The organism is uncultured Thiothrix sp., from assembly GCF_937873765.1.
Taxonomy (GTDB): domain Bacteria; phylum Pseudomonadota; class Gammaproteobacteria; order Thiotrichales; family Thiotrichaceae; genus Thiolinea.
On the sequence record NZ_CALMZC010000021.1, the window covers coordinates 53,938 to 73,353 of the forward strand.

General features: G+C 45.5%; 19 protein-coding genes and 2 tRNA genes. 12 read left to right on the plus strand and 9 right to left on the minus strand.

Annotated features, from left to right (window positions below; translation table 11 throughout):
- The first annotated feature begins 2 nt into the window (after positions 1-2).
- Positions 3-512, plus strand: a complete 510-nt coding sequence (locus Q0307_RS06975; RefSeq protein WP_298658566.1) for a hypothetical protein — start codon at positions 3-5, stop codon at positions 510-512.
- A 27-nt stretch (positions 513-539) separates the two neighbouring features.
- On the plus strand, positions 540-4,199 hold the full coding sequence (locus tag Q0307_RS06980; RefSeq protein ID WP_298658569.1) for a PilC/PilY family type IV pilus protein: 3,660 nt from the start codon (positions 540-542) through the stop codon (positions 4,197-4,199).
- On the opposite strand, the gene prmC is transcribed toward Q0307_RS06980, so the two are convergent.
- Genes prmC through hemA form a run of 3 tightly spaced genes read right to left on the minus strand, consistent with a single transcriptional unit; the run spans position 4,196 to position 7,392 of the window.
- Entirely contained in the window at positions 4,196-5,047 is an 852-nt protein-coding gene (gene prmC / locus Q0307_RS06985; protein WP_298658572.1) for a peptide chain release factor N(5)-glutamine methyltransferase, read from the minus strand. The two genes, Q0307_RS06980 and prmC, sit on opposite strands and share 4 nt — an antisense overlap.
- An 8-nt stretch (positions 5,048-5,055) precedes the next feature.
- Complete coding sequence (gene prfA / locus Q0307_RS06990) at positions 5,056-6,135, minus strand: peptide chain release factor 1 (protein WP_298658574.1); 1,080 nt, start codon at positions 6,133-6,135, stop codon at positions 5,056-5,058.
- Between the two features lie 3 nt (positions 6,136-6,138).
- Positions 6,139-7,392: a glutamyl-tRNA reductase gene (gene hemA, locus Q0307_RS06995; RefSeq protein WP_298658578.1), complete on the minus strand. Its 1,254-nt coding sequence runs from the start codon at positions 7,390-7,392 to the stop codon at positions 6,139-6,141.
- A gap of 149 nt (positions 7,393-7,541) precedes the next feature.
- Between hemA and Q0307_RS07000 the strand changes: the two genes are divergently transcribed.
- The 10 genes from Q0307_RS07000 (at position 7,542) to Q0307_RS07045 (ending at position 15,754) form a co-directional block, all read left to right on the plus strand.
- The gene (locus Q0307_RS07000) at positions 7,542-9,302 is read left to right on the plus strand and encodes a tetratricopeptide repeat protein (RefSeq protein WP_298658580.1); all 1,761 of its coding nucleotides are present in this window, start codon (positions 7,542-7,544) and stop codon (positions 9,300-9,302) included.
- A gap of 18 nt (positions 9,303-9,320) precedes the next feature.
- Positions 9,321-9,965, plus strand: coding sequence for a lipoprotein insertase outer membrane protein LolB (gene lolB, locus Q0307_RS07005; RefSeq protein WP_298658582.1), 645 nt, complete (start codon positions 9,321-9,323; stop codon positions 9,963-9,965).
- Positions 9,947-10,804, plus strand: coding sequence for a 4-(cytidine 5'-diphospho)-2-C-methyl-D-erythritol kinase (gene ispE / locus Q0307_RS07010; protein ID WP_298658585.1), 858 nt, complete (start codon positions 9,947-9,949; stop codon positions 10,802-10,804). The genes lolB and ispE overlap by 19 nt, the downstream gene beginning before the upstream one ends.
- A 12-nt stretch (positions 10,805-10,816) precedes the next feature.
- Positions 10,817-10,891 (plus strand) — tRNA-Gln (locus Q0307_RS07015).
- Between the two features lie 48 nt (positions 10,892-10,939).
- Entirely contained in the window at positions 10,940-11,881 is a 942-nt protein-coding gene (locus Q0307_RS07020; protein WP_298658654.1) for a ribose-phosphate pyrophosphokinase, read from the plus strand.
- A gap of 72 nt (positions 11,882-11,953) precedes the next feature.
- A complete protein-coding gene (locus Q0307_RS07025) occupies positions 11,954-12,526 on the plus strand; it encodes a 50S ribosomal protein L25/general stress protein Ctc (RefSeq protein ID WP_298658587.1) in 573 nt (190 codons plus the stop codon).
- Positions 12,527-12,543: 17 nt separating this feature from the next.
- On the plus strand, positions 12,544-13,119 hold the full coding sequence (gene pth, locus Q0307_RS07030) for an aminoacyl-tRNA hydrolase (protein WP_298658589.1): 576 nt from the start codon (positions 12,544-12,546) through the stop codon (positions 13,117-13,119).
- Positions 13,120-13,140: 21 nt separating this feature from the next.
- Positions 13,141-14,232, plus strand: a complete 1,092-nt coding sequence (ychF, locus tag Q0307_RS07035) for a redox-regulated ATPase YchF (RefSeq protein ID WP_298658592.1) — start codon at positions 13,141-13,143, stop codon at positions 14,230-14,232.
- A 48-nt stretch (positions 14,233-14,280) separates the two neighbouring features.
- A tRNA-Met gene (locus Q0307_RS07040) sits at positions 14,281-14,357 on the plus strand.
- 164 nt (positions 14,358-14,521) lie between these two features.
- On the plus strand, positions 14,522-15,754 hold the full coding sequence (locus Q0307_RS07045) for an integrase arm-type DNA-binding domain-containing protein (protein ID WP_298658595.1): 1,233 nt from the start codon (positions 14,522-14,524) through the stop codon (positions 15,752-15,754).
- A 99-nt stretch (positions 15,755-15,853) separates the two neighbouring features.
- On the opposite strand, the gene Q0307_RS07050 is transcribed toward Q0307_RS07045, so the two are convergent.
- The 6 genes from Q0307_RS07050 to Q0307_RS07075 are packed head-to-tail and all read right to left on the minus strand — an operon-like array spanning position 15,854 to position 19,229.
- Positions 15,854-16,039: a hypothetical protein gene (locus tag Q0307_RS07050; protein ID WP_298658598.1), complete on the minus strand. Its 186-nt coding sequence runs from the start codon at positions 16,037-16,039 to the stop codon at positions 15,854-15,856.
- A complete protein-coding gene (locus tag Q0307_RS07055; RefSeq protein WP_298658601.1) occupies positions 16,027-17,568 on the minus strand; it encodes a hypothetical protein in 1,542 nt (513 codons plus the stop codon). The genes Q0307_RS07050 and Q0307_RS07055 overlap by 13 nt, the downstream gene beginning before the upstream one ends.
- A gap of 11 nt (positions 17,569-17,579) precedes the next feature.
- Positions 17,580-17,831: a hypothetical protein gene (locus Q0307_RS07060; RefSeq protein ID WP_298658604.1), complete on the minus strand. Its 252-nt coding sequence runs from the start codon at positions 17,829-17,831 to the stop codon at positions 17,580-17,582.
- Complete coding sequence (locus Q0307_RS07065) at positions 17,828-18,736, minus strand: replication protein (RefSeq protein WP_298658607.1); 909 nt, start codon at positions 18,734-18,736, stop codon at positions 17,828-17,830. The genes Q0307_RS07060 and Q0307_RS07065 overlap by 4 nt, the downstream gene beginning before the upstream one ends.
- The gene (locus Q0307_RS07070) at positions 18,733-18,939 is read right to left on the minus strand and encodes a hypothetical protein (RefSeq protein ID WP_298658610.1); all 207 of its coding nucleotides are present in this window, start codon (positions 18,937-18,939) and stop codon (positions 18,733-18,735) included. The genes Q0307_RS07065 and Q0307_RS07070 overlap by 4 nt, the downstream gene beginning before the upstream one ends.
- Entirely contained in the window at positions 18,936-19,229 is a 294-nt protein-coding gene (locus tag Q0307_RS07075) for a hypothetical protein (RefSeq protein WP_298658613.1), read from the minus strand. The genes Q0307_RS07070 and Q0307_RS07075 overlap by 4 nt, the downstream gene beginning before the upstream one ends.
- Positions 19,230-19,416 lie beyond the last annotated feature (187 nt).

Consider the following 19,416-nt stretch of genomic DNA (forward strand, 5'->3'; position numbering starts at 1 on the left):
ACATGCACCTCATTCACCAAAAGTTTAAAAAGTCTAAATATCAGCAAGGTACTGTGTTGCTCTGGGGCTTAGTCGGTTTATTAGTACTCGCTGGTTTGGGAATTACAGCGGGGCGCATCGCAACCTTGGACACCAAGATTGCAGGGAATGCTATGTTTGATGATTTTTCTTATCAAGGTGCAGAAGCAAGTTTACGTCGTTCAAGTAATCTGTATTTAATCGAGCAAACGGCTAAGCAGGAAGCTACAACTCACACTGATAAAGAAGTAGGGCCTTATAACGATGCGATCAGTAATGGTGAGCAAATCAGCTCTGTAGGCACTATCTCAATGGGTACTAGCATTACTTGCCCACCTGTTTTGCAAGGCGTTGCCATGAGTACTTCAGCCACACCTAAAACAGGCAATGTCTCTTGTCGTTTATTTACAGTCAATGCAGACAGTAATGTGCCGGGTACATCCGCAGAAAGCCAACATACAGCCGGTATCTTGAAATTTGTTCCGGCAGAATAACCCTTAACTGAAACTGGAAGCGAAATCATGCATAACAATAAGCAACGCTCAAGTTATTTAAGCTACTTGTTAGGTCTAATGATCGTGAGCTGGCAGTTTAGCGTAGTAGCTGATGATTCAGAAATATACTCTGCTGCTAAACCCGCAGCTAACCCCAATATACTGTTCTTACTCGATAACTCTGGGAGTATGGCTTTTAAGGATGTAGATGATGGTAGTGGAGGAACGAAGACTCGGATGAGCGTGTTGCAGGAGGTGTTTGCTGATGTTATTGCTAATGCACCCCCCAATTTGAATATTGGGCTAATGCGTTACGGTGGAGAGGAAACTGCTGATCCTAGTGGAGTTAGCTTTCCAATTAAACCGATTGACTCTGAAGCTCTACCTATTATCTCCAGTAGCATTCCTTTTGCTCAAGATAATTTACCCGATCCAACAGCAGGACAAACTGTGCGTGAGTTTTTGCCCTTAGTGGTTAATAGTTGGCAAGCGGTTGGTGCAACCCCCATTGTTGATTCACTCGCTGAGGCTGCTCGTTATTATCGTGGTGAGCAAGTCAGTAGTTTCGGTGCTTTAAAGCCTGGGCATGTGCGTGCTGCTCATCCCTCTACTTATAGTGGTAACTTAAGCTATGATGCTTGTGGGAGTTATTCCTTGCCTTTTTCCTGCAATAAGACAGCAGGTGCTTGTTACTATGAAATCGTTCCTGGGAGCTGTTCTACTCAGTGGGTCGATCTAGGTTGTTCGCAGTTTGAGGCCACTAATGATGCTTGTTGTGCCTCAACTCCTGTCAGTTTTAATGAGGCTGGGCAACCGACCGCTTGGGAGTGTACCGGCGGATATACCTGCCCAGGCTATAATTATGCAAATTGTTTAGTTCCTGCTGGGCAAGTAGAGGCGGAGGTTTGTGAACAACGTTTTTGTATGGAGCAAATGACCGGCACAGCTAACTATATTTCCCCCCTAACTTCAGAGTGTCAGTCGAATTACATTGTATTTATGTCGGATGGTCGACCCGAAGGTATGAATGGGATTATCAATTATCCAGTATCACAAAGTCTAATTGAAACTACGATTGGCAAAGCTTGCCTGAACTCTCCTTCAGGCTATCCAGCCGGGACTTGTGGCCCGGAGATTGCCGAATACTTAGCTAACGAAGATCAAAGTGCTAGTTTAGATGGCAAACAAACCATTGAAACTTTCACCATTGCATTTGCTTTAAATGATCCAGATGGTACTCAGTATTTAAAAAGCATGGCCGAAGCAGGTCACTTAAAAGTAGCTAATAATGCTAATCAGTTGCGGGATGCTTTAACACAGGTACTTGCGCAAGCCACTAGCACCCATAAAACAGCTACAGCAGAACCAGTCTATGCTGCTGCCCGCCCTTTGAAGATGGCACAGTTAGTTGCCCAAGCTGCTAGGGATGATACTAATCCTTTAGTCAGCACTTGGGCCTTATGGAGAAGTTTCTTAAATAATCCAGATTTAGCGAAAGCGATGTTGAACTTATTTGAGCCTTCTCTTTTTACAGGCAGTGCCCCTAGTTTAGCAGCAACTAATAGTAATTTTTTTGATGCTAGTAGTGTTAAAGACTTAACTGAGGCTTTCACCTCGATTATTGGCCGCGTACAGTCTTCAGCATCTTCTTTTGCTTCACCAACCTATAAAGTTGACCCAAATAGTTATCTGGCTCATTCTGATGAGATCTTTCTTCCGGTGTTTGTACGTACCCCCAACGCTCGCTGGCAAGGTAATTTGAAGAAGTTCAAGCTAGAAAACAGTGTAATTGTGGGTAAGAGTGACTCTGAATCAACTCAGCCTGCTGTAAATGCCGAAGGACAGTTTTTAGATAGTGCTTGGGATTTCTGGGGTAGTGCTGCCAGTGGCGCTAATGTTGCTGAAGGTGGCGTCGCAAGTTTATTAGATCCTGCCAGCCGTGTGGCATTAACGAATAATACGAGTTCTTTAGTTCCGCTAGACAATACGCTGAACAAAGTTGCTTTAGGTAATGCAGCTATGAGTGATGAAGAGCGTGCTGCACTGATTCAGTTTGCCAAAGGTTATGCTGAAGATGGTTCAGCCTTGCACTATCTAGGCGATATTATGAATAGTAAGCCAGTGATAGTACGCGATATCAACAATAAATCTTATGTCTTAGCTGGGAGTAATGATGGTTACTTACATGCTTTTGATGCAGACACAGGGTTAGAAAAATGGGCGTTTATGCCAAATGTCCTGCTGAAGAATCTGAAAGCTTTAAAAGAGAATGCTATTACCGAACAGCATTTATATGGCGTCGATGGCCCGCTGACGGTTTGGTACGACGATAAAAACAAGGATGGCCAAATTAAAAAGGCTGACGGTGAAGGCATCTATGTGTATTTTGGTTTGCGTCGTGGCGGAAGTGCTTACTATGCCTTAGATATTACGGACATGAGTGATGTTGCTTATCCTAAATTAGCTTGGCAGTTTAGTAAGGATACCTCTGGCTTTAATAACTTAGGGGAGTCTTGGTCTAAGCCCGTGTTGGCAAAATTAAGAGTTGCGGATAGTAATGCTGACTCCGGTAGTACCGTGAAGGATGTCCTAGTCATTGGCGGCGGTTTTGATCCAATTTTAGAAAATCAAGATCCTAGTACACGTACCATTCACTCCATAGGCAATGATGTTTATATTATTGATGCACGCACTGGTGAGCTTATCTGGTCTTTACGTACACATGTTTCTGCAGGAACAGACTTAAAACATAGTGTACCGGGTGATATTCGGGTAATGGACATGGATCGAAATGGACTGTTGGATCGCCTGTACTTTGGTGATACTGGAGGAAATATTTGGCGGGTTGATATGGATGTAGATGTTAAAGATACCGATTCTAGTACGCTCTATGATTATACCAAAGCACGTTTAAGTAAGTTTGCTGAATTAGGTGGTACAGGTGCTGATAAACGGATGTTCTATTATGAGCCTGATGTAGCAGTCACACGTATCAAAGGGCAAGATTTATTGACCCTAGCGGTAGGCAGTGGTTATCGCTCACATCCACTTTCTAAGGCTATTAAGGATCGTTTCTATGTGTTGGTAGATCGCCACCCCTTTGCTGAACCAGATACCGCCGTATTTCCTCTAAAAGAAGATGGAAATTTAGCGAACTTAACTAACCTAGATGGTACGACCAACTTATTGACTAGTCCTAATTTAAACGGTTGGTACTACGATCTGCCCAATCCTGCTGAGAAGGTCTTGGCTAGCCCCTTAACTTTTATGAACAAAATTGTCTTCACCACATTTGCTGTAGCCGAAGACCAAACTACAAATTCGCCCTGTGATGTTTCCACTAGCGTTGGACGTGCCTATGTGCTGGATTTATTCAGCGGTTTAGCTGTGGCAGCCTTAAATCCTGATAAGCCTAACGAGAAAGTGCGTTCTAATATTATCGCTTTGGATGAAATTCCTGATACACCCCAGTTGGTTTTTAAACAGCCCATGGCAGCAGGTGGTGGCGCTTGTACTGAAACAGATTGTGTCCAAGGCCTAGAAGTACGCATTGGTAAAATGCAACATGCGTTATTAGATGACAACAATATGAATAATAGCAGCAGCAATGCTGTCGATCGGATTGATTTGGGTAATATCTTGCCACGGATTTTCTGGTTGGATCGAGATGTAAATAACGATGATTAAACGATGGTGTGAGGGAAACGACCGAGACTAACTCGGTCATTTCCACCCAAGTCTTGATAACAGCCTATCTCGGTGTAGCCTGTGTTTTTTAAGAGCTGGGTCACGACTAAACTCTGGTCATAACCATGCTCTAAGAGTAACCAACCTAGGTCTTTTAAATAAGGTGGTGCAGTTTGAATCAAGTAGCTTAGATCTTTTAATCCGTCTACACCCGCGCTCAAAGCTAAGCGTGGTTCAAAGCGCAGATCCCCTTGCTCTAAGTGGGGATCGGATTCTGCAATATAAGGTGGGTTGGAGATGATCAAATCGAAGCGACTAGCCTGATCTAAAGCACTCAACCAATCCGAGTGCATTAATCTCACATTATTAAGCCTTAGTTTGAGTTGATTGCGCTCGGCAACGGCTAGCGCTTCGGCTGATTTATCCAATGCTATGATCTCGGCATCGGGACGCTCTTTAGCAAGTGCTAAGGCAATAGCTCCAGTACCTGTACCTAAGTCAAGAAGCTTAGGAGCGCTATAAGATTCTAAGCGTTCTAAAGCTAATTGCACGATCAATTCAGTGTCCGGCCGGGGAATTAAAGTTGCTGCGGATACTTCTAGCTCCATTCCCCAAAACTCACGGTAGCCTAATAAATAGGCAACAGGAGTGCCTTGTAAGCGTTGGTTCACTAGGCTGTGAAACTCAGCATAGTGTTCTGAATTAAGTTCTTGTTCAGGCCAAGTAAATAAGTAGCTACGATGTTTAGCTAACACTTTACACAACAAGAGCTCAGCATCTAAACGAGCACTGTCGGAGCTAGACGCTAACGCCTGAGTAGCTTGTTGAAGTGCTGAGCGAATTTGCACGAAAAATTTTACTCGCCAGCTAAGGCGGTTAATTGATCGGCTTGATATTCATGTACTAAGGGGTCAATCACTTGATCAAGGCTACCGGCAATAATATCGTCTAGTTTATATAAGGTAAGGTTGATACGATGATCAGTGACCCGTCCTTGTGGAAAGTTATAGGTGCGAATTCGTTCAGAGCGATCACCCGTTCCCACTAAATTACGGCGGGTCTCAGCTTGTTCAGATTGCTGCTTGGTACGCTCAATTTCTAACAAGCGCGACTGCAATAAAGACATTGCACGGGCGCGGTTCTTGTGTTGTGAACGCTCATCTTGGCATTCAACCACTAGACCCGAGGGAATGTGTGTGATTCGGATTGCGGAGTCGGTTTTGTTGATATGCTGACCACCAGCACCGGAAGCACGGAAGGTATCAACGCGTAAATCGGCTGGACTAATTGCTTGTGCTTCCACCTCATCGGCTTCAGGCATCACTGCAACCGTAGCAGCTGAAGTATGAATCCGACCTTGTGATTCCGTTTCGGGTACACGTTGTACGCGATGTGCACCCGATTCAAATTTCAAGCGCGAATACACATTGCTGCCCATAATGCGAGCGATAATTTCTTTAAAGCCACCGTGCTCGCCATCGCTTTGGCTGACCACTTCTACTTGCCAACGCCGTTGTTCAGCATAACGGGCGTACATGCGGAAGAGATCGCCTGCAAAAATAGCGGCTTCATCACCCCCCGTACCTGCGCGCACTTCAAGGAAAATATTACTGCCATCATGTGGATCTTTAGGGAGTAGTAGTTTTTGTAGCTCGATTTCCTGCTCATCGCGCTGCGTTTTGGCAGTGGATAATTCTTCTTCCGCCATATCACGCATTTCTGGATCAGTCAGCATCTCTTGCGCAGTTGCAAGGTCATCCAGAATTTGTTGATAGGCACGAAAGCCTAAAGCAACAGGTTCTAGTTGGCTGTATTCAATGGATAATTTGCGAAATTGATCTTGATCAGCAATGACCTCATTCTCGCCTAGTAATGCTGCGATTTCGGCGTAGCGTTCATTCAAATTTTCTAGTTTTTGTAGGATCGATTCTTTCACAGTCTAGGCTTCGTCAATGAGGTTAAAGAGGGTTTTGGCATTTGCCAATAATACATCATTTCCGCTTTGTGCGGCTTGATTCATGCTTTGAATCGGTGCGTGTGTGAGCTTATTAGTCAGAGTATTCGCTAGAAACTCAAGGACTTCAGCCGCCTCTTTGTGCTGTAGCATCTTCTGCGCACGCGCTAATACTTCATCCCGAATGGCTTCATTTTGTTGGCGGAACTGGCGGATGGTGTCGCGATGTTCTTGGGCGCGTAACCAACCCATAAAGCTTTCCACTTCATCTAATACCATGCTTTCGGCTTGCTCAGCCGCCGCTCGGCGCGATTGTAGATTTTCCTCAATCACTGATTGCAGATCATCAACAGTATATAAATAGACATCATCTAATTGCCCCACTTCCGGTTCAATATCGCGGGGTACGGCAATATCGACCATAAACATAGGGCGATGTTTACGCACTTTTAAAGCACGCTCAACCATGCCTTTGCCAATAATCGGTAAGGGGGCGGCTGTGGAGGAAATAACAATATCGGCTTTAGGTAAATAATCGGCAATATCCGGTAAGCCAATCGCTAAGCCATGATAGGGTTCAGCCACTTTACGTGCACGTTCAACATTCCGATTTGCCACAATAATATGCCCGATTTTGTTTGCGTTTAAGTGTCTCCCCACTAGTTCAATGGTTTCGCCTGCACCGACTAATAAAGCCGTTTGTTTTTCTAATTGGCTAAAAATTTGTTTGGATAAACTGACCGCAGCAAAAGCGACTGACACTGGGTTCGCGCCAATACTGGTTTGAGTACGGACTTTTTTAGCAGTATTAAAGGCATGTTGCATTAAATGGGTGAGTTGATGCCCTGTCGTTTGCGCTTCTGTCGCGGTTTGCAAAGCCGTTTTGAGTTGCCCCAAAATTTGTGGCTCACCTAAAACTAAAGAGTCTAAGCCACAAGCAACCCGCATGGCATGTTGAATCGCTTGCTCTTCTTGGTAAACAAATAGATAAGGTTGTAATTTATGTTGGGGTAGATTATGAAAACGTGCTAGCCAGCTAATCAGTTGCTCAAGTTGTTCCGGTTCGTGGCAGGTGGCATATAATTCAGTACGGTTACAAGTAGAGAGAATCAAATGCTCTTGAGCTAGCGGTTTAGCGGCGTGCAGAGCCTCTAATAAACGCTCAGGCGAGAAAGCAACCTGTTCACGAATGGCAACAGGGGCTGTTCTATGATTGACACCAACAACAAAAATCGACATCCAGAGCGTGATTACCGCATATACATTCTATTTTCAGAACCGCGGATTTTCTGATACGTTATGCAGGATTACAAGGTGGTCTGATGAATATACCTTTAAAACCAAGCCAATTCGACTATTAACGGTATCCTTGGATGCTGGAGTTGCCTATGTCCCGTTTTCATATTTCCCATCGTTTTGTAGGACTGTCACTTGCTGTCGTCATTGCAGGCTGTACAGTTGGCACCCAAAGTTTCGCTGAACCACCAGCAGCCTTAGCGACTTTAGCGGGGCCTTTATTACCTAAGCAGCCTTTTCAATCAGAGGCTAGCTACCAACTTTATAATACGCTCGTTGCGGAAATGCTGATTCGTCAAGGCAAGATCAAACAAGCGGCTCAGCATTATGTGCTCGCAGTGGGGCAGAGCAAAGACAAAACCTTAGCCAAACGTGCCACTGAAATCTCTATTCAAGCAGGTGAGCCGGTGCTAGCTAAAGCTGCTTTAGACCAATGGGCAAGCTTAGAACCCGATACTGTTGAAGTTCATCAATATCGAGTACTCCTGAATGCTCAACTGGGCAACTATGATGCAGCGGTCGAAGATGTCGTTTGGGTGCGGGATTATATCGAGAAAAAAGAAGGACATGGTTTTGAATATGTCGTTTCCTTATTAGCATTGGATGCAGGCGCTGCGAATGCTTATGAAGTGATTAAGCGGTATGCAGCTAAGGTAGAAAATACACCAAAAGTGCAGTTGGTCATGGCGACTTTTGCCTTAAGTGCTAACAAAACTGACGCAGTATTAGAAGGTACAGAGGCAGTTCAAAAAAACGGCGATGCTGCCCAAAAAGAAGAGGCTGCACGTTTACGTGCTAAAGCTTTGCTAAGTATGGAGCGGGTTTCAGATGCGCTTAGTAGTTTAGAACCCTATGCGAAAAGTACTAAAAATCAAGAGTTAAAACTCGAATATGGTCGTATGTTGATCATGGCGGATCGTCGTGAAGATGCGCGACCGATTTATAAGCAGCTGTATGCTGATCAGCCTGAGAATGCAGATATCCTTTATACTTTAGGTTTATTATATTTAGAGCAAGAAGAATTCACCTTTGCTGAGCCACTCATGAAAAAGTTGCTGGAAATTCCTGAGCGCAAGTACGAAGCTAATTATTTTATGGCTCAAATCTATGAAGGGCAAAAGCGTACCGAGGAAGCTTTGAAGGCTTATGACGAGGCCTTAAATGGTGATTTTGCGCGTGATGCAATTGGTCGAAAATCTGCTTTATTACACAAAGAAAAAGGTTTAGCGGCTGCTGAAGCTTGGCTCGATAGTTTATTAGAGCGCGCAACTATTCCTGAGCAAAAAGTCGCAACCCTAATGGCTAAAGGGCAGTTATTACATGATGCCGCTGAATACCAAAAAGCAATCGATACTTTTAATAAAGCAGAAGAATTTGGTAGTAAAAAGCGTGACATTTTCTATGCCCGCTCTTTAAGTTATGACCGCATGGGTAATGTCGAGCAGGCTGAAAAAGATTTACGTGAGGTTGTGCGTCTTGATCCCAAAGATGCTGATGCTCTAAATGCACTAGGCTATATGCTGGTGGTAAACACAACGCGTTATCAAGATGCCTATGCTCTCATTAAGCAAGCTTTAGACCTCCGTCCTGATAGTCCGGCAGTCATGGATAGTATGGGCTGGGTAATGTTCAAGACGGGTGATGCTAGAGGGGCTGAAGAGTGGTTACGTAAAGCTTACGATAAAATGCCTGATCCAGAAATTGGTGCGCATTTAGTAGAAGTCTTAGCGGTGAATAATAAGTTAGAAGAAGCGCGTAAGCTATTTAAGGAACTGACAGCTAAATATCCAAATGATAAGCAACTAGCAGATGTCAAACAGCGTGTTGCTGATTTAGCAGAGAAAACGAATTAAATGTTCAGGGAAGAGTCGATGAAGCAAATTTACTTAGCACTGGCTTGTGTAGGAATACTAAGTTTAGCTGGTTGTGCTAATCAGCCCAAACCAGCAGCTCCGGGCGCGGTCGTCAATCCAATCGCAGGCGGGGCAGAAGCAGCTTGGGCAGAGCGTCAGCGAGTATTTGCGCAAATGCAGCAGTGGCAATTAAAAGGACGGGTTGGCTTACAATTACGTGAGCAAAGTTGGTCCTTCGGTTTAGATTGGGTGCAGCGTGGTAATCGCCAATATGAGATGCAGATTAAGAATCCACTGACGGGTGGCTTAATGGCAACTGTGATGGAAACTGGAGCACAAGTCACCCTGAAAGCGTCTGATGGCAAGACTTATCAAGATACTGATGCTGAACGTCTATTAGCTAAGCAGTTGAAAATGAATTTGCCGTTGAGGAATTTGCAATACTGGGCACGCGGCGTTCCTTCACCTACCTCGCCTGTTGATGCTGTGAAGCTAGATGCGTATGGTCGACCCACACGCCTACAACAAGCGGGCTGGGTGATTGACTATCCTAGTTATGAGGGCAATGGTGCACAGGCTTTACCAAGCAAGGTGCAATTAGAAAAAGCATCAGAGCGCATTAAAGCCAAAGTAGTCGCTAAAGAATGGAAAACTCGTTTCTAAGTGCTCCTCTGGTTTTACCAGCTCCGGCTAAGCTTAATCTTTTCCTGCATATTACTGGTCGGCGCGCAGATGGTTATCATCTGCTCCAGACCTTATTTCAGTTTTTAGATTATAGCGATGAGATTAGTCTGCAGTTACGGACAGATGACCAAGTTACACGCTCTATAGGTTCACCGTTTGTTCCCGAAAATGACGATTTGGTCGTAAAAGCAGCGCGTTTATTGCAACAAACAACAGCTTGTAAATTCGGCGTTGATATAAAAGTAAACAAAAGATTGCCAATAGGTGGTGGCCTAGGTGGTGGCAGCTCGGATGCTGCAACCGTGCTAGTGGGGCTGAATTGGCTATGGGGCTGTGGTCTATCAATCGATGCACTTGCCGCTCTGGGCTTGGGTTTGGGGGCGGATGTACCCGTATTTGTGCGCGGTCAAGCTGCTTGGGCTGAGGGGGTCGGGGAGTTGCTTGAACCGGTCACTATTCCAGAAAAATGGTACTTTGTCTTGCATCCGAATGTGCATATTTCGACCGCTGAAATTTTTGCAACAGATAGCTTGACAAGAAACTGCAAACCCATCAGAATGGCGGCCTTTCTTGCAGGGCAAACAACCAATGTGTTCGAGCCAGTAGTACGAAAGAAGCATCCTGAAGTCACTAATGCATTTAAGTGGCTGGGAAATAAAGCAAAATTAACAGGCACTGGTGCTTGTTTGTTTATAGAGTTTGACGATGAAAAGTCGGCTCAGATAATAGCAAAAAATCTACCAAAACAGTGGTCAGGTTTTGTAGCCAAAGGTCGATGTAAATCGCCTTTATATGAAAAGCTAAACACCTTAAGTTAGAAAGTTCTTTGATGGGCTGTCGCCAAGCGGTAAGGCAGCGGATTTTGATTCCGCCATACCTAGGTTCGAATCCTAGCAGCCCAGCCATCCCCCTGTCTTATATTCAATGCGAGACACCCCATGTCTGACGATAGAATGATGGTATTTGCGGGTAATGCCAATCCTGAACTTGCCCTAAAAATCGCTGATCATCTTGGAATTTCCCTTGGCAAAATTAAAGCAGAGCGCTTCAGTGATGGTGAAGTGCATGTAGAGATTTTAGAAAATGTCCGTGGTCGTGATGTTTTTGTAATTCAGCCCACCTGCTCCCCTACGAACGATAACTTAATGGAGTTATTAGTCATTACCGATGCACTCTACCGTGCGTCTGCAGGTCGGATCACGGCGGTGATTCCTTACTATGGCTATGCTCGTCAAGATCGCCGGGTACGTTCACGGCGTGTACCGATCTCAGCTAAATTAGTGGCCGATATGGTCGCTGCGGGTCATGTGGATCGTGTTCTGACCATAGACCTGCACTCTGATCAAGTCCAAGGCTTTTTTGATGTTCCTGTCGATAATATCTATGCATTAGGTGTATTACAGGCCGATATCATTGCCAAAAATCTTGATCATATTATGGTGGTTTCTCCGGATGTCGGGGGGGTAGTCCGTGCGCGGGCTTTATCTAAGGCTTTAGGTAATGTTGATTTAGCGATTATTGATAAGCGCCGGCCAGAGCCAAATAAAGCCGAAATTATGAATATCATCGGCGATGTAGAAGGGCGTCATTGCTTATTAATTGATGACTTAATCGATACTGGTGGCACTTTATGTAATGCTGCGACTGCTTTGAAAAATCGTGGGGCGTTAAGTGTGTGTGCGTATGCTACTCATGCGGTTTTCTCTGGAAAAGCAGTAGAAAATATTGAAAATTCTTCTCTTGATGAGGTTGTAGTCACTGATACGATCCCATTGAGTGCAAATGCCAAAAAATGTGCTAGAATCCGCCAGCTTTCTGTGGCAGGCATTTTAGCCAAGACTATTTTGCGTATTAACCGAGATGATTCGGTGAGTTCTCTGTTTGAGGAAGAATAAGATTAGCTGGGCTAATCTGGCTGCTTTATCTGGTCGCGGATAAGGTGGTTTTATTAATTTTGGAGTATAAACATGTCTAAAGAATTTACTTTGCAGGCTGAAAGCCGCTCAGAACAGGGAAAGGGTGCGAGCCGCCGCCTGCGTCGTGAGAATAAAGTGCCTGCAGTTATTTACGGTGCGGGTACACCTGCGCAATCCATTTCTTTAAAGCACAATGAGTTGATTCGCAATCTGCAAGATGAGGCATTCTACTCACAATTGATCTCTGTTAATTTCGGTGATCGTAAGGAAATCGCGATTTTACGTGCTCTGCAACGTCATCCTGCGAAGCCAATCATTTTACATGCTGATTTACAGCGCATTAAAGATGATGAAGTGATCGAAGTTCATATCCCATTACACTTCACTAACGAAGAAAGTGCAGTCGGTGTAAAAGTAGGCGGTGGGGCAGTTAGCCGTATCCTCAACGAAGTCGTCGTTGCGTGCTTGCCGAAAAATATTCCTGAATATATCGAAGTTGATATGTTGAATGTCGATAAAGGCCAAATTCTGCACTTATCTGATCTGAAATTACCTGAAGGTGTTTCTATCCCTGAGTTAGCTTTGGGTAGCGATCACAATCAGGCGGTTGTGGCGATTCACTAAACCTTGAGGATTCTCCGATGGCTGAACCTATTCGGTTAATTGTCGGTTTGGGGAATCCGGGGTCTCAGTATGACAAAACCCGGCACAACGCCGGGTTTTGGTTTGTTGAGGAACTAGCAAAACGTTATAACGGGCAGTTCCTAAACGAAAAACGTTTCTCTGGCGAAGCCTGCCGCATTAATGTGGGTTCTGAGTCAGTTTGGCTATTAAAACCAATGACTTTTATGAATCGTAGCGGCTTAGCAGCACGCCAATTAGCCGATTTCTATCGTCTCCCCGTCCAAAAAATCTTAGTTGCACACGACGAGCTGGATTTACCTGTTGGTGATGTGCGTCTCAAGCAAGCAGGCGGACACGGTGGACATAATGGTTTACGTGATTTACATGCTCATTTGGGGGCCGACTATTGGCGCTTGCGCTTAGGCATTGCGCATCCAGGTGATCGAAATAAAGTGGTCGACTATGTGTTATCCCCACCAACGCGGGATGAGGAAATCGCAATACGCTTAGCTGTGGATAAAGCGGCTGATCAGATTGCATTAGTGCTGGCCGGTGATTTGCAAAAAGCGATGAATGAATTGCATCGCAAATAGGACGACAAAAAGGTAATTCTTATGGGATTCAAATGCGGTATTGTTGGCTTGCCCAACGTAGGTAAGTCAACTTTATTCAATGCACTCACTAAAGCAGGCATTCAAGCAGAGAATTACCCATTCTGTACGATTGAGCCAAATGTAGGCATCGTGCCAGTACCTGATTTACGCTTAGATGAATTATCCATCATCGTCAAGCCTGAGCGTATTCTACCAACGACTATGGAGTTTGTGGATATTGCAGGTTTAGTGGCCGGTGCTTCTAAAGGAGAAGGTTTAGGCAATAAATTTCTCGCGCACATTCGTGAAACCGATGCAATCGCTCAAGTTGTTCGTTGTTTTGATAATGACGATATTATTCATGTGGCTGGTAAAGTCGACCCGACGCACGATATTGATATTATCAATACAGAGCTGGTACTGGCGGATATGGAGAGTATGGAACGAGCAGTGCAGCGTTTAGTTAAAGCCTCCAAATCAGGCAATAAAGAGATGCTAGCGCAGAAAGAAGTGGCTGAGCGCCTATTAGCTCATTTGTCTGAAGGTAAAGCAGCTCGTTTACTAGATTTATCCTCTGAAGAGCAGAAACTCGCCCGTGAATTTCATCTGATCACCATTAAGCCGTTATTATTCATTGCTAATGTGAATGAAGATGGCTTTGAAAATAATCATTATCTTGATGCAGTAACCAAAATAGCTCAAGCCGAAAAGGCTCAAGTCGTGCCAGTGTGTGCTGCGATGGAGGCTGAGTTGTCCTTATTGGATGTTGCCGATCAAGCTGAATTCTTAGCGAGCATGGGTTTAGAAGAACCAGGTTTAAATCGGGTTATTCGCGCAGGCTATGAGTTACTCGGTTTACAAACTTTCTTTACCGCAGGTGTCAAAGAAGTACGGGCTTGGACGGTAAATCGTGGTGCTAGTGCCCCGAATGGTGCTGGTAAAATTCACACTGATTTTGAACGTGGGTTTATCCGTGCAGAAGTGATTGCTTATCATGACTTTATTAACTACAAAGGCGAGCAGGGTGCGAAAGATGCGGGTAAGTGGCGTCTAGAGGGTAAAGATTATATCCTGCAAGAAGGCGATGTGGTGCATTTCCGCTTTAATGTGTAGTTCAGGGTTGACAGCATGTATGCTTAAGGCTAAGATTTGCAGCCTCTTGGCTACGTAGCTCAGTTGGTTAGAGCACAGCACTCATAATGCTGGGGTCGTAAGTTCGAGTCTCACCGTAGCCACCATTATTCAGTTTCTGGTAGTTCCAGAAAATACCAAAACCCTTTACAGGCCGCACTCTGTAAGGGGTTTTGTGTTTCTAAGAGTTCCATTTAGTATCTAGTAAGCCCAGAAAAATGTTGGTAGCTTTGTTGGTATCCGACCTACCAACACAGGCAGATACCAACAAATGAAGTACCAACTAACAGACACCTCAGTTAAAGCAGCCAAACCAAAAGAAGAAGGGAAGCCAAGCAAGTACACTGATGGCGGCGGTTTATTCTTATTGGTTAATCAATCGGGCAAGTATTGGCGCTATAGCTACCGATTCAACGACAAACAAAAAACTCTTGCCCTTGGCGTATATCCAGACATTAATCTAAAAACAGCACGGGAAAAGCATCAAGAGGCTAGAGAACTATTAGCGCGTGGTGTAGACCCCTCAAGCTACAAGCAGCAAGCCAAGGCTGAACAAATCGCCATCACTGAAAACACCTTTGAAGCGATTGCTTTAGAGTGGTTTTCAAAATTCAGCAAAGATTGGGCAGAAAGCTATTCAATTAAATTAATGAGCCGCTTTAAGAATGATGTCTTCCCTTGGCTGGGCAATCGTCCTATAGCCACGATAGAGCCGCCGGAAATACTCAAATGCTTAAAACGTGTAGAAGAGCGGGGGGCGCTAGACTCTGCTCATCGAATTAAGCGCAATATCGGGCAAGTATTTCGCTATGCAGTAGCAACAGGGCGCGCCCAACGTGACCAAACAACAGACCTCAAGGGTTCATTGCCACCGACTAAGAAAACTAACCTAGCAGCGATTATAGACCCCTTACGGGTAGGGGGATTAATGCGCGATATACAAGCCTATGAAGGTCATTTGACTACACGTATAGCTTTGCAGCTTTCCGCTTATTTATTTCAGCGCCCTAATGAAATTCGATCAATGGAGTGGTCGGAAATTGATGTGGATAAAGCACTCTGGGGTATTCCGGCCAATAAAATGAAAATGCGTCAACCGCATCTAGTCCCACTACCCAAACAGTGCCTTGAGCTATTAGAGGAAATTAGACCCTTAACAGGTCATCGGCGTTACGTATTCCCATCTATGACTGATAGCACCAAGCCAATGAGCAATAACACGATTAGGCAGGCTTTAAGACGCATGGAATATAGCAAGGAGGATATGACCGCACATGGCTTTAGAGCAATGGCTAGAACCATTCTTGAAGAAGTGCTAGAGGTAAATCCTGTCTATATTGAGCAACAACTAGCCCATGCTGTAAAGGATGCGAATGGCACAGCCTATAACCGTACTAAGCACCTAGCTAAACGCATCACCATGATGCAGCAATGGGCAGACTACCTAGATAGCCTAAGAGAGGGAGCACAAGTAATACCATTTAAAACTAAAACCAACCAATGAGTAGCACTGTTGTTAGTTTTGATTCAAATCAGAATTTATAGCCTGCCACTATCAAGGCCAGCGTTCAGCCTAGCCAGCCTTGACGGTGAACGGTTTTATTTAACTCAGTAAGCGCCTCACCTCTGCGTCAATATCCGCCTCTAAGGGCAACTCAGCGACTTGGTGCAAACTGCCAAAGGCATTAATACTATCCATCAATTCGGCCTCTTCGGGGTCAGTGATCCAGTAACCATCTAACCAGTAATAAATAAGCTGGGTTTGTGTTGATGTGTTTAAGCTATCCATAAATATTTCTTACCTCCGTTTTTATAGTTCGGGTTTTCGATCATCAAGCCCTCTTTCATGGCACGAGCAAAAAAGGCTTTCTGCATGTTGCTGATGCGGGTGCGGTCATGGGTTCTACTCCCTGTCTCTTTGTTGCTGATGCGCTTTTGAATCCATAGCCAAGTGGGTTTAACGGAGGGTAAACAGTCACCTACTTTGACCGCCTGCACCCATTCCGAAAAAAGCCCATCAGGACGGTTAGCTAACGGTCTACTAACGGTATCTAGTGGCCTCTGAACCGGTTCATCGTCGACACCGTTAGCTAACGGTTCGCTAAGGGTTTCAGAATCGCTCAAAGCAGGACTAGCAAACACATCCCGACGCACTTTAAAACTGCCAAAATCAGGCAAGGGCAGTTGCTCTTCCTGTGTTCCCAATTGGGGGTTGGGTTGGCTAGTCGGAAAACTAAAGCCCATCGGTTGACGTGCTTTCGTTTCGTTGATTTCGTTTATTTTCTTGGCCTGCACTTGGTACTTAAACAAGGTCGGTTTAGATTCCAGTTGCGCGGTACTCGGTGCAGGACGCGGTGAGGGGAAACCAAAGCCGATGGGTTGCTTGACCGGTTCAGGTTCAAAGGGCGTTGAACTAGTAGGGCTAAACTGTATCACTGGCTCAGGCTGTGCGCTGTATTTAGCAATACTCAGCTCTAAGCCTTCAATCGCCTGCATCGAAGCGCCGTGAGTTTTACTCAGAAAGTGGTGGAGAATTTCAAAGCAAATCGCCACAAACAGAGTAATCAGCACCACAGCGGTTTTTAAATAATCTTTGTAATCGCCATCACTACCCGCTAATGCACGGGCAAGGGTGAGAATCACCGGATTATAGGCTTCCGCTTTTAATTCATCCTGACGCTCATAATTGAGCTTAGTTCGTTGAATATCGGCTTCAGCATTCGCTTTATTCACCGCTGATTCAGAACTGCGTAACGCCTCGACCTTGGCCTTGTCCCCATTGCAATGCTTTTCCTTGCCTGCTTTTAGGTTCTCTTCACAGCGTGCGAGTTTCTGCTCAGCGTTGGCAATGGAAAGGGCTAGCCCATTATCTAAGCTAGTGCGGGTGGTGGTTGGGTTCAAGGTCGCTTGATACGCACTATTACGCTCTAGCAATACACCCGCTTTCACGTCCTGATTCGCGGAACTACTAAAGAATTCAGCGAAGAGGGCGAAGCCAATCACCGTAGTAATCACTAAGGCCACTGAACCAAAAAAGCCAAAGTGCAAATACGCATGATGCTTGACCCAAGACAGAAACAAGGCCATGAGCACAACAATGACCACGGTAAAGGCAAAGCCAAATAGAGAAGCGCTATCTTTAAAGTAGCTACTCCAAGAAAGCGCATCGCCTAAATAAAGATGCTGGTTGAAAAGTAAGTACAGCAAGAAGGTGAGTAGGAAGCCGAGTTTCAGCAGCAACAGACCGCGTTGCTCGTGTTTACGATGTTGTTCTAACTGGCGCTGCATAATGTCGAGTTGAGTTTCTTTGATAGACATAGCGGCCCCCCCTAAATCAGCAATGCATTGAAGAGGGTACTCACCAGTGCTAGGAAGCCCATCGCTTGATGATGGTCATAGAACCACGGCACCACGAAGCAACTGAATAAGCACAAGGGGAAATGCATTCCTGCAAACAGAATAGCGACTAAGACACCATAGGTATCAGCGACTAAATACACCTTGAGCACAGCGAAAATGAACGCACCTAACGCCGTGAATTTCACCGCATAGGGCAATATATGGGTGAGGGTAGTGTTCATACCTGCCCCCCCTGTAGTTGCACTTTTAGCGCGTTAAATTCGCTAATCAGGGCTTGTCGATGTGCTTGAGTACTCGCCTCCATCGGGAGGCCAGCCAGCGCTTGGAGTCGATCTAAGGCTTGAATATCAGCGGCTAAGGTTTGCAAGCGATAGCGCTGCTCCGCGTGTGGATTGGAGTTTACCGCTTGAATTTGAGCATTTGGGGGCGCAAGCAGGGAACGATCAAGGCTACCCGCTCTAGCAGCTTTGCCCAGTTGGTTTAAGTAGCCTAACGGGGATTTCACCCGACCCGCTTCAAGGCTGAGCGTAAGGATTTTCAAGCAATCACTCGCAAGTTCAGGGTGCAAACCATCCAAACAGCGAGCCGCTTGCTGGCGTTCTGCAGCAGTGAAGCTTGCAGGATAGGGCAAACTGTTTAACTCACTACTCACCACCACCTGAGCCTTGCTGTCAATCTCAGCGCTGGGGTGCGGGTCTGTAGTGGTTAATGGTGTATTGGTTAATGCTGTAAGGTAGTTATATGTATGTACCCGACTTTCGGGTAAATCCTCCCGAATTTCAGAAACGGTTTCTGTTGTTCGGGTCGGGTTTCCGTTGACTGGGAGGTGAGGCGCAAAAAAAGGCGCTGAGGCAGCGAAGAACCCGCGCCCAATGGTATAGAGGGTATCGAAGATTTTATGCGAATTAGCCTCAAATAAACCCGCTGCCACCACACCGTGCACGGCTTGCGCGAGTCGGTCTTTGCGAATACCGGTTAAATCGGCCAAGCGTTTCAAGGTCAAAGGATCGGCTGCTTTGCCATAACACAAGGTTTGACGAAACAGGGCTAAGAACACTTTGTATTCATTCTTGGATAGATCAGCAACTAAGGCCGCATCAATTAAATCACGGGCTAGCGTGCTCATACTTGCACCTCCTGCTGATCAATCTCTTGTTGGTAGAGCGTTTTAATGTCACTAGCAAGACAAGAACACGCCCACAAATAGCGGTTCTGGATTTGGTCGTTATAGCTGGCAAAATCATCACAACGGGCTACTTCAAGCAGAGCGGTCAACTGTTCTAGTTTTTGGTCAATTTGATCATCGGCATCGAGGGAAATGGTTTTCATGCTTGCACCCCCTGACCCTGTACCAAAGCCAGCACAAAGGCTAAGGCTTGCTCTTGGGTGTTGAAGGTTTCAGTATCCAGCATAAAACCGTTGGGGTTGCCCATCGGTGAAGTGGTCGGCTTAATGTACGCCACATCCACAAAGCGGTCGGTTTTGCGTCGAGTTTGGCAGAGTCCGGGGAACAGCCATGCAACCGGATGTTGCTGCTGGAGAACGATTAAACCGGAGTGAGTAGGAATAAGGGAGAGTGGGGGCGTGAATGCGCCTGTGTTGAATGCAGCTTGCATCATGTGTACCTCTTACGTTTTATAGATTGGCACAGATTGCCGGGTGTTCTATTCGTCCGTAAGGAAACGACGCGCTTATTTCCGCGATAGCGGTCTTGTAGTCCACGCACACCCGGCGAAACCGCCAAAGTGGGCATGATACAGGCATAAAAAAACCGCCATGCTGAGGGCGGTATTTGCCGCCTTACGT

What these genes read in the sequence shown, in the direction of transcription:
- Q0307_RS06975 (WP_298658566.1), top strand. Translation starts at nt 3, where the DNA reads ATGCACCTCATTCACCAAAAGTTTAAAAAGTCTAAATATCAGCAAGGT.
- Q0307_RS06980 (WP_298658569.1), top strand. Translation starts at nt 540, where the DNA reads ATGCATAACAATAAGCAACGCTCAAGTTATTTAAGCTACTTGTTAGGT.
- hemA (WP_298658578.1), bottom strand. Translation starts at nt 7,392, where the DNA reads ATGTCGATTTTTGTTGTTGGTGTCAATCATAGAACAGCCCCTGTTGCC.
- Q0307_RS07000 (WP_298658580.1), top strand. Translation starts at nt 7,542, where the DNA reads ATGTCCCGTTTTCATATTTCCCATCGTTTTGTAGGACTGTCACTTGCT.
- lolB (WP_298658582.1), top strand. Translation starts at nt 9,321, where the DNA reads ATGAAGCAAATTTACTTAGCACTGGCTTGTGTAGGAATACTAAGTTTA.
- ispE (WP_298658585.1), top strand. Translation starts at nt 9,947, where the DNA reads ATGGAAAACTCGTTTCTAAGTGCTCCTCTGGTTTTACCAGCTCCGGCT.
- Q0307_RS07020 (WP_298658654.1), top strand. Translation starts at nt 10,940, where the DNA reads ATGATGGTATTTGCGGGTAATGCCAATCCTGAACTTGCCCTAAAAATC.
- Q0307_RS07025 (WP_298658587.1), top strand. Translation starts at nt 11,954, where the DNA reads ATGTCTAAAGAATTTACTTTGCAGGCTGAAAGCCGCTCAGAACAGGGA.
- pth (WP_298658589.1), top strand. Translation starts at nt 12,544, where the DNA reads ATGGCTGAACCTATTCGGTTAATTGTCGGTTTGGGGAATCCGGGGTCT.
- ychF (WP_298658592.1), top strand. Translation starts at nt 13,141, where the DNA reads ATGGGATTCAAATGCGGTATTGTTGGCTTGCCCAACGTAGGTAAGTCA.
- Q0307_RS07045 (WP_298658595.1), top strand. Translation starts at nt 14,522, where the DNA reads ATGAAGTACCAACTAACAGACACCTCAGTTAAAGCAGCCAAACCAAAA.
- Q0307_RS07050 (WP_298658598.1), bottom strand. Translation starts at nt 16,039, where the DNA reads ATGGATAGCTTAAACACATCAACACAAACCCAGCTTATTTATTACTGG.
- Q0307_RS07055 (WP_298658601.1), bottom strand. Translation starts at nt 17,568, where the DNA reads ATGTCTATCAAAGAAACTCAACTCGACATTATGCAGCGCCAGTTAGAA.
- Q0307_RS07060 (WP_298658604.1), bottom strand. Translation starts at nt 17,831, where the DNA reads ATGAACACTACCCTCACCCATATATTGCCCTATGCGGTGAAATTCACG.
- Q0307_RS07065 (WP_298658607.1), bottom strand. Translation starts at nt 18,736, where the DNA reads ATGAGCACGCTAGCCCGTGATTTAATTGATGCGGCCTTAGTTGCTGAT.
- Q0307_RS07070 (WP_298658610.1), bottom strand. Translation starts at nt 18,939, where the DNA reads ATGAAAACCATTTCCCTCGATGCCGATGATCAAATTGACCAAAAACTA.
- Q0307_RS07075 (WP_298658613.1), bottom strand. Translation starts at nt 19,229, where the DNA reads ATGATGCAAGCTGCATTCAACACAGGCGCATTCACGCCCCCACTCTCC.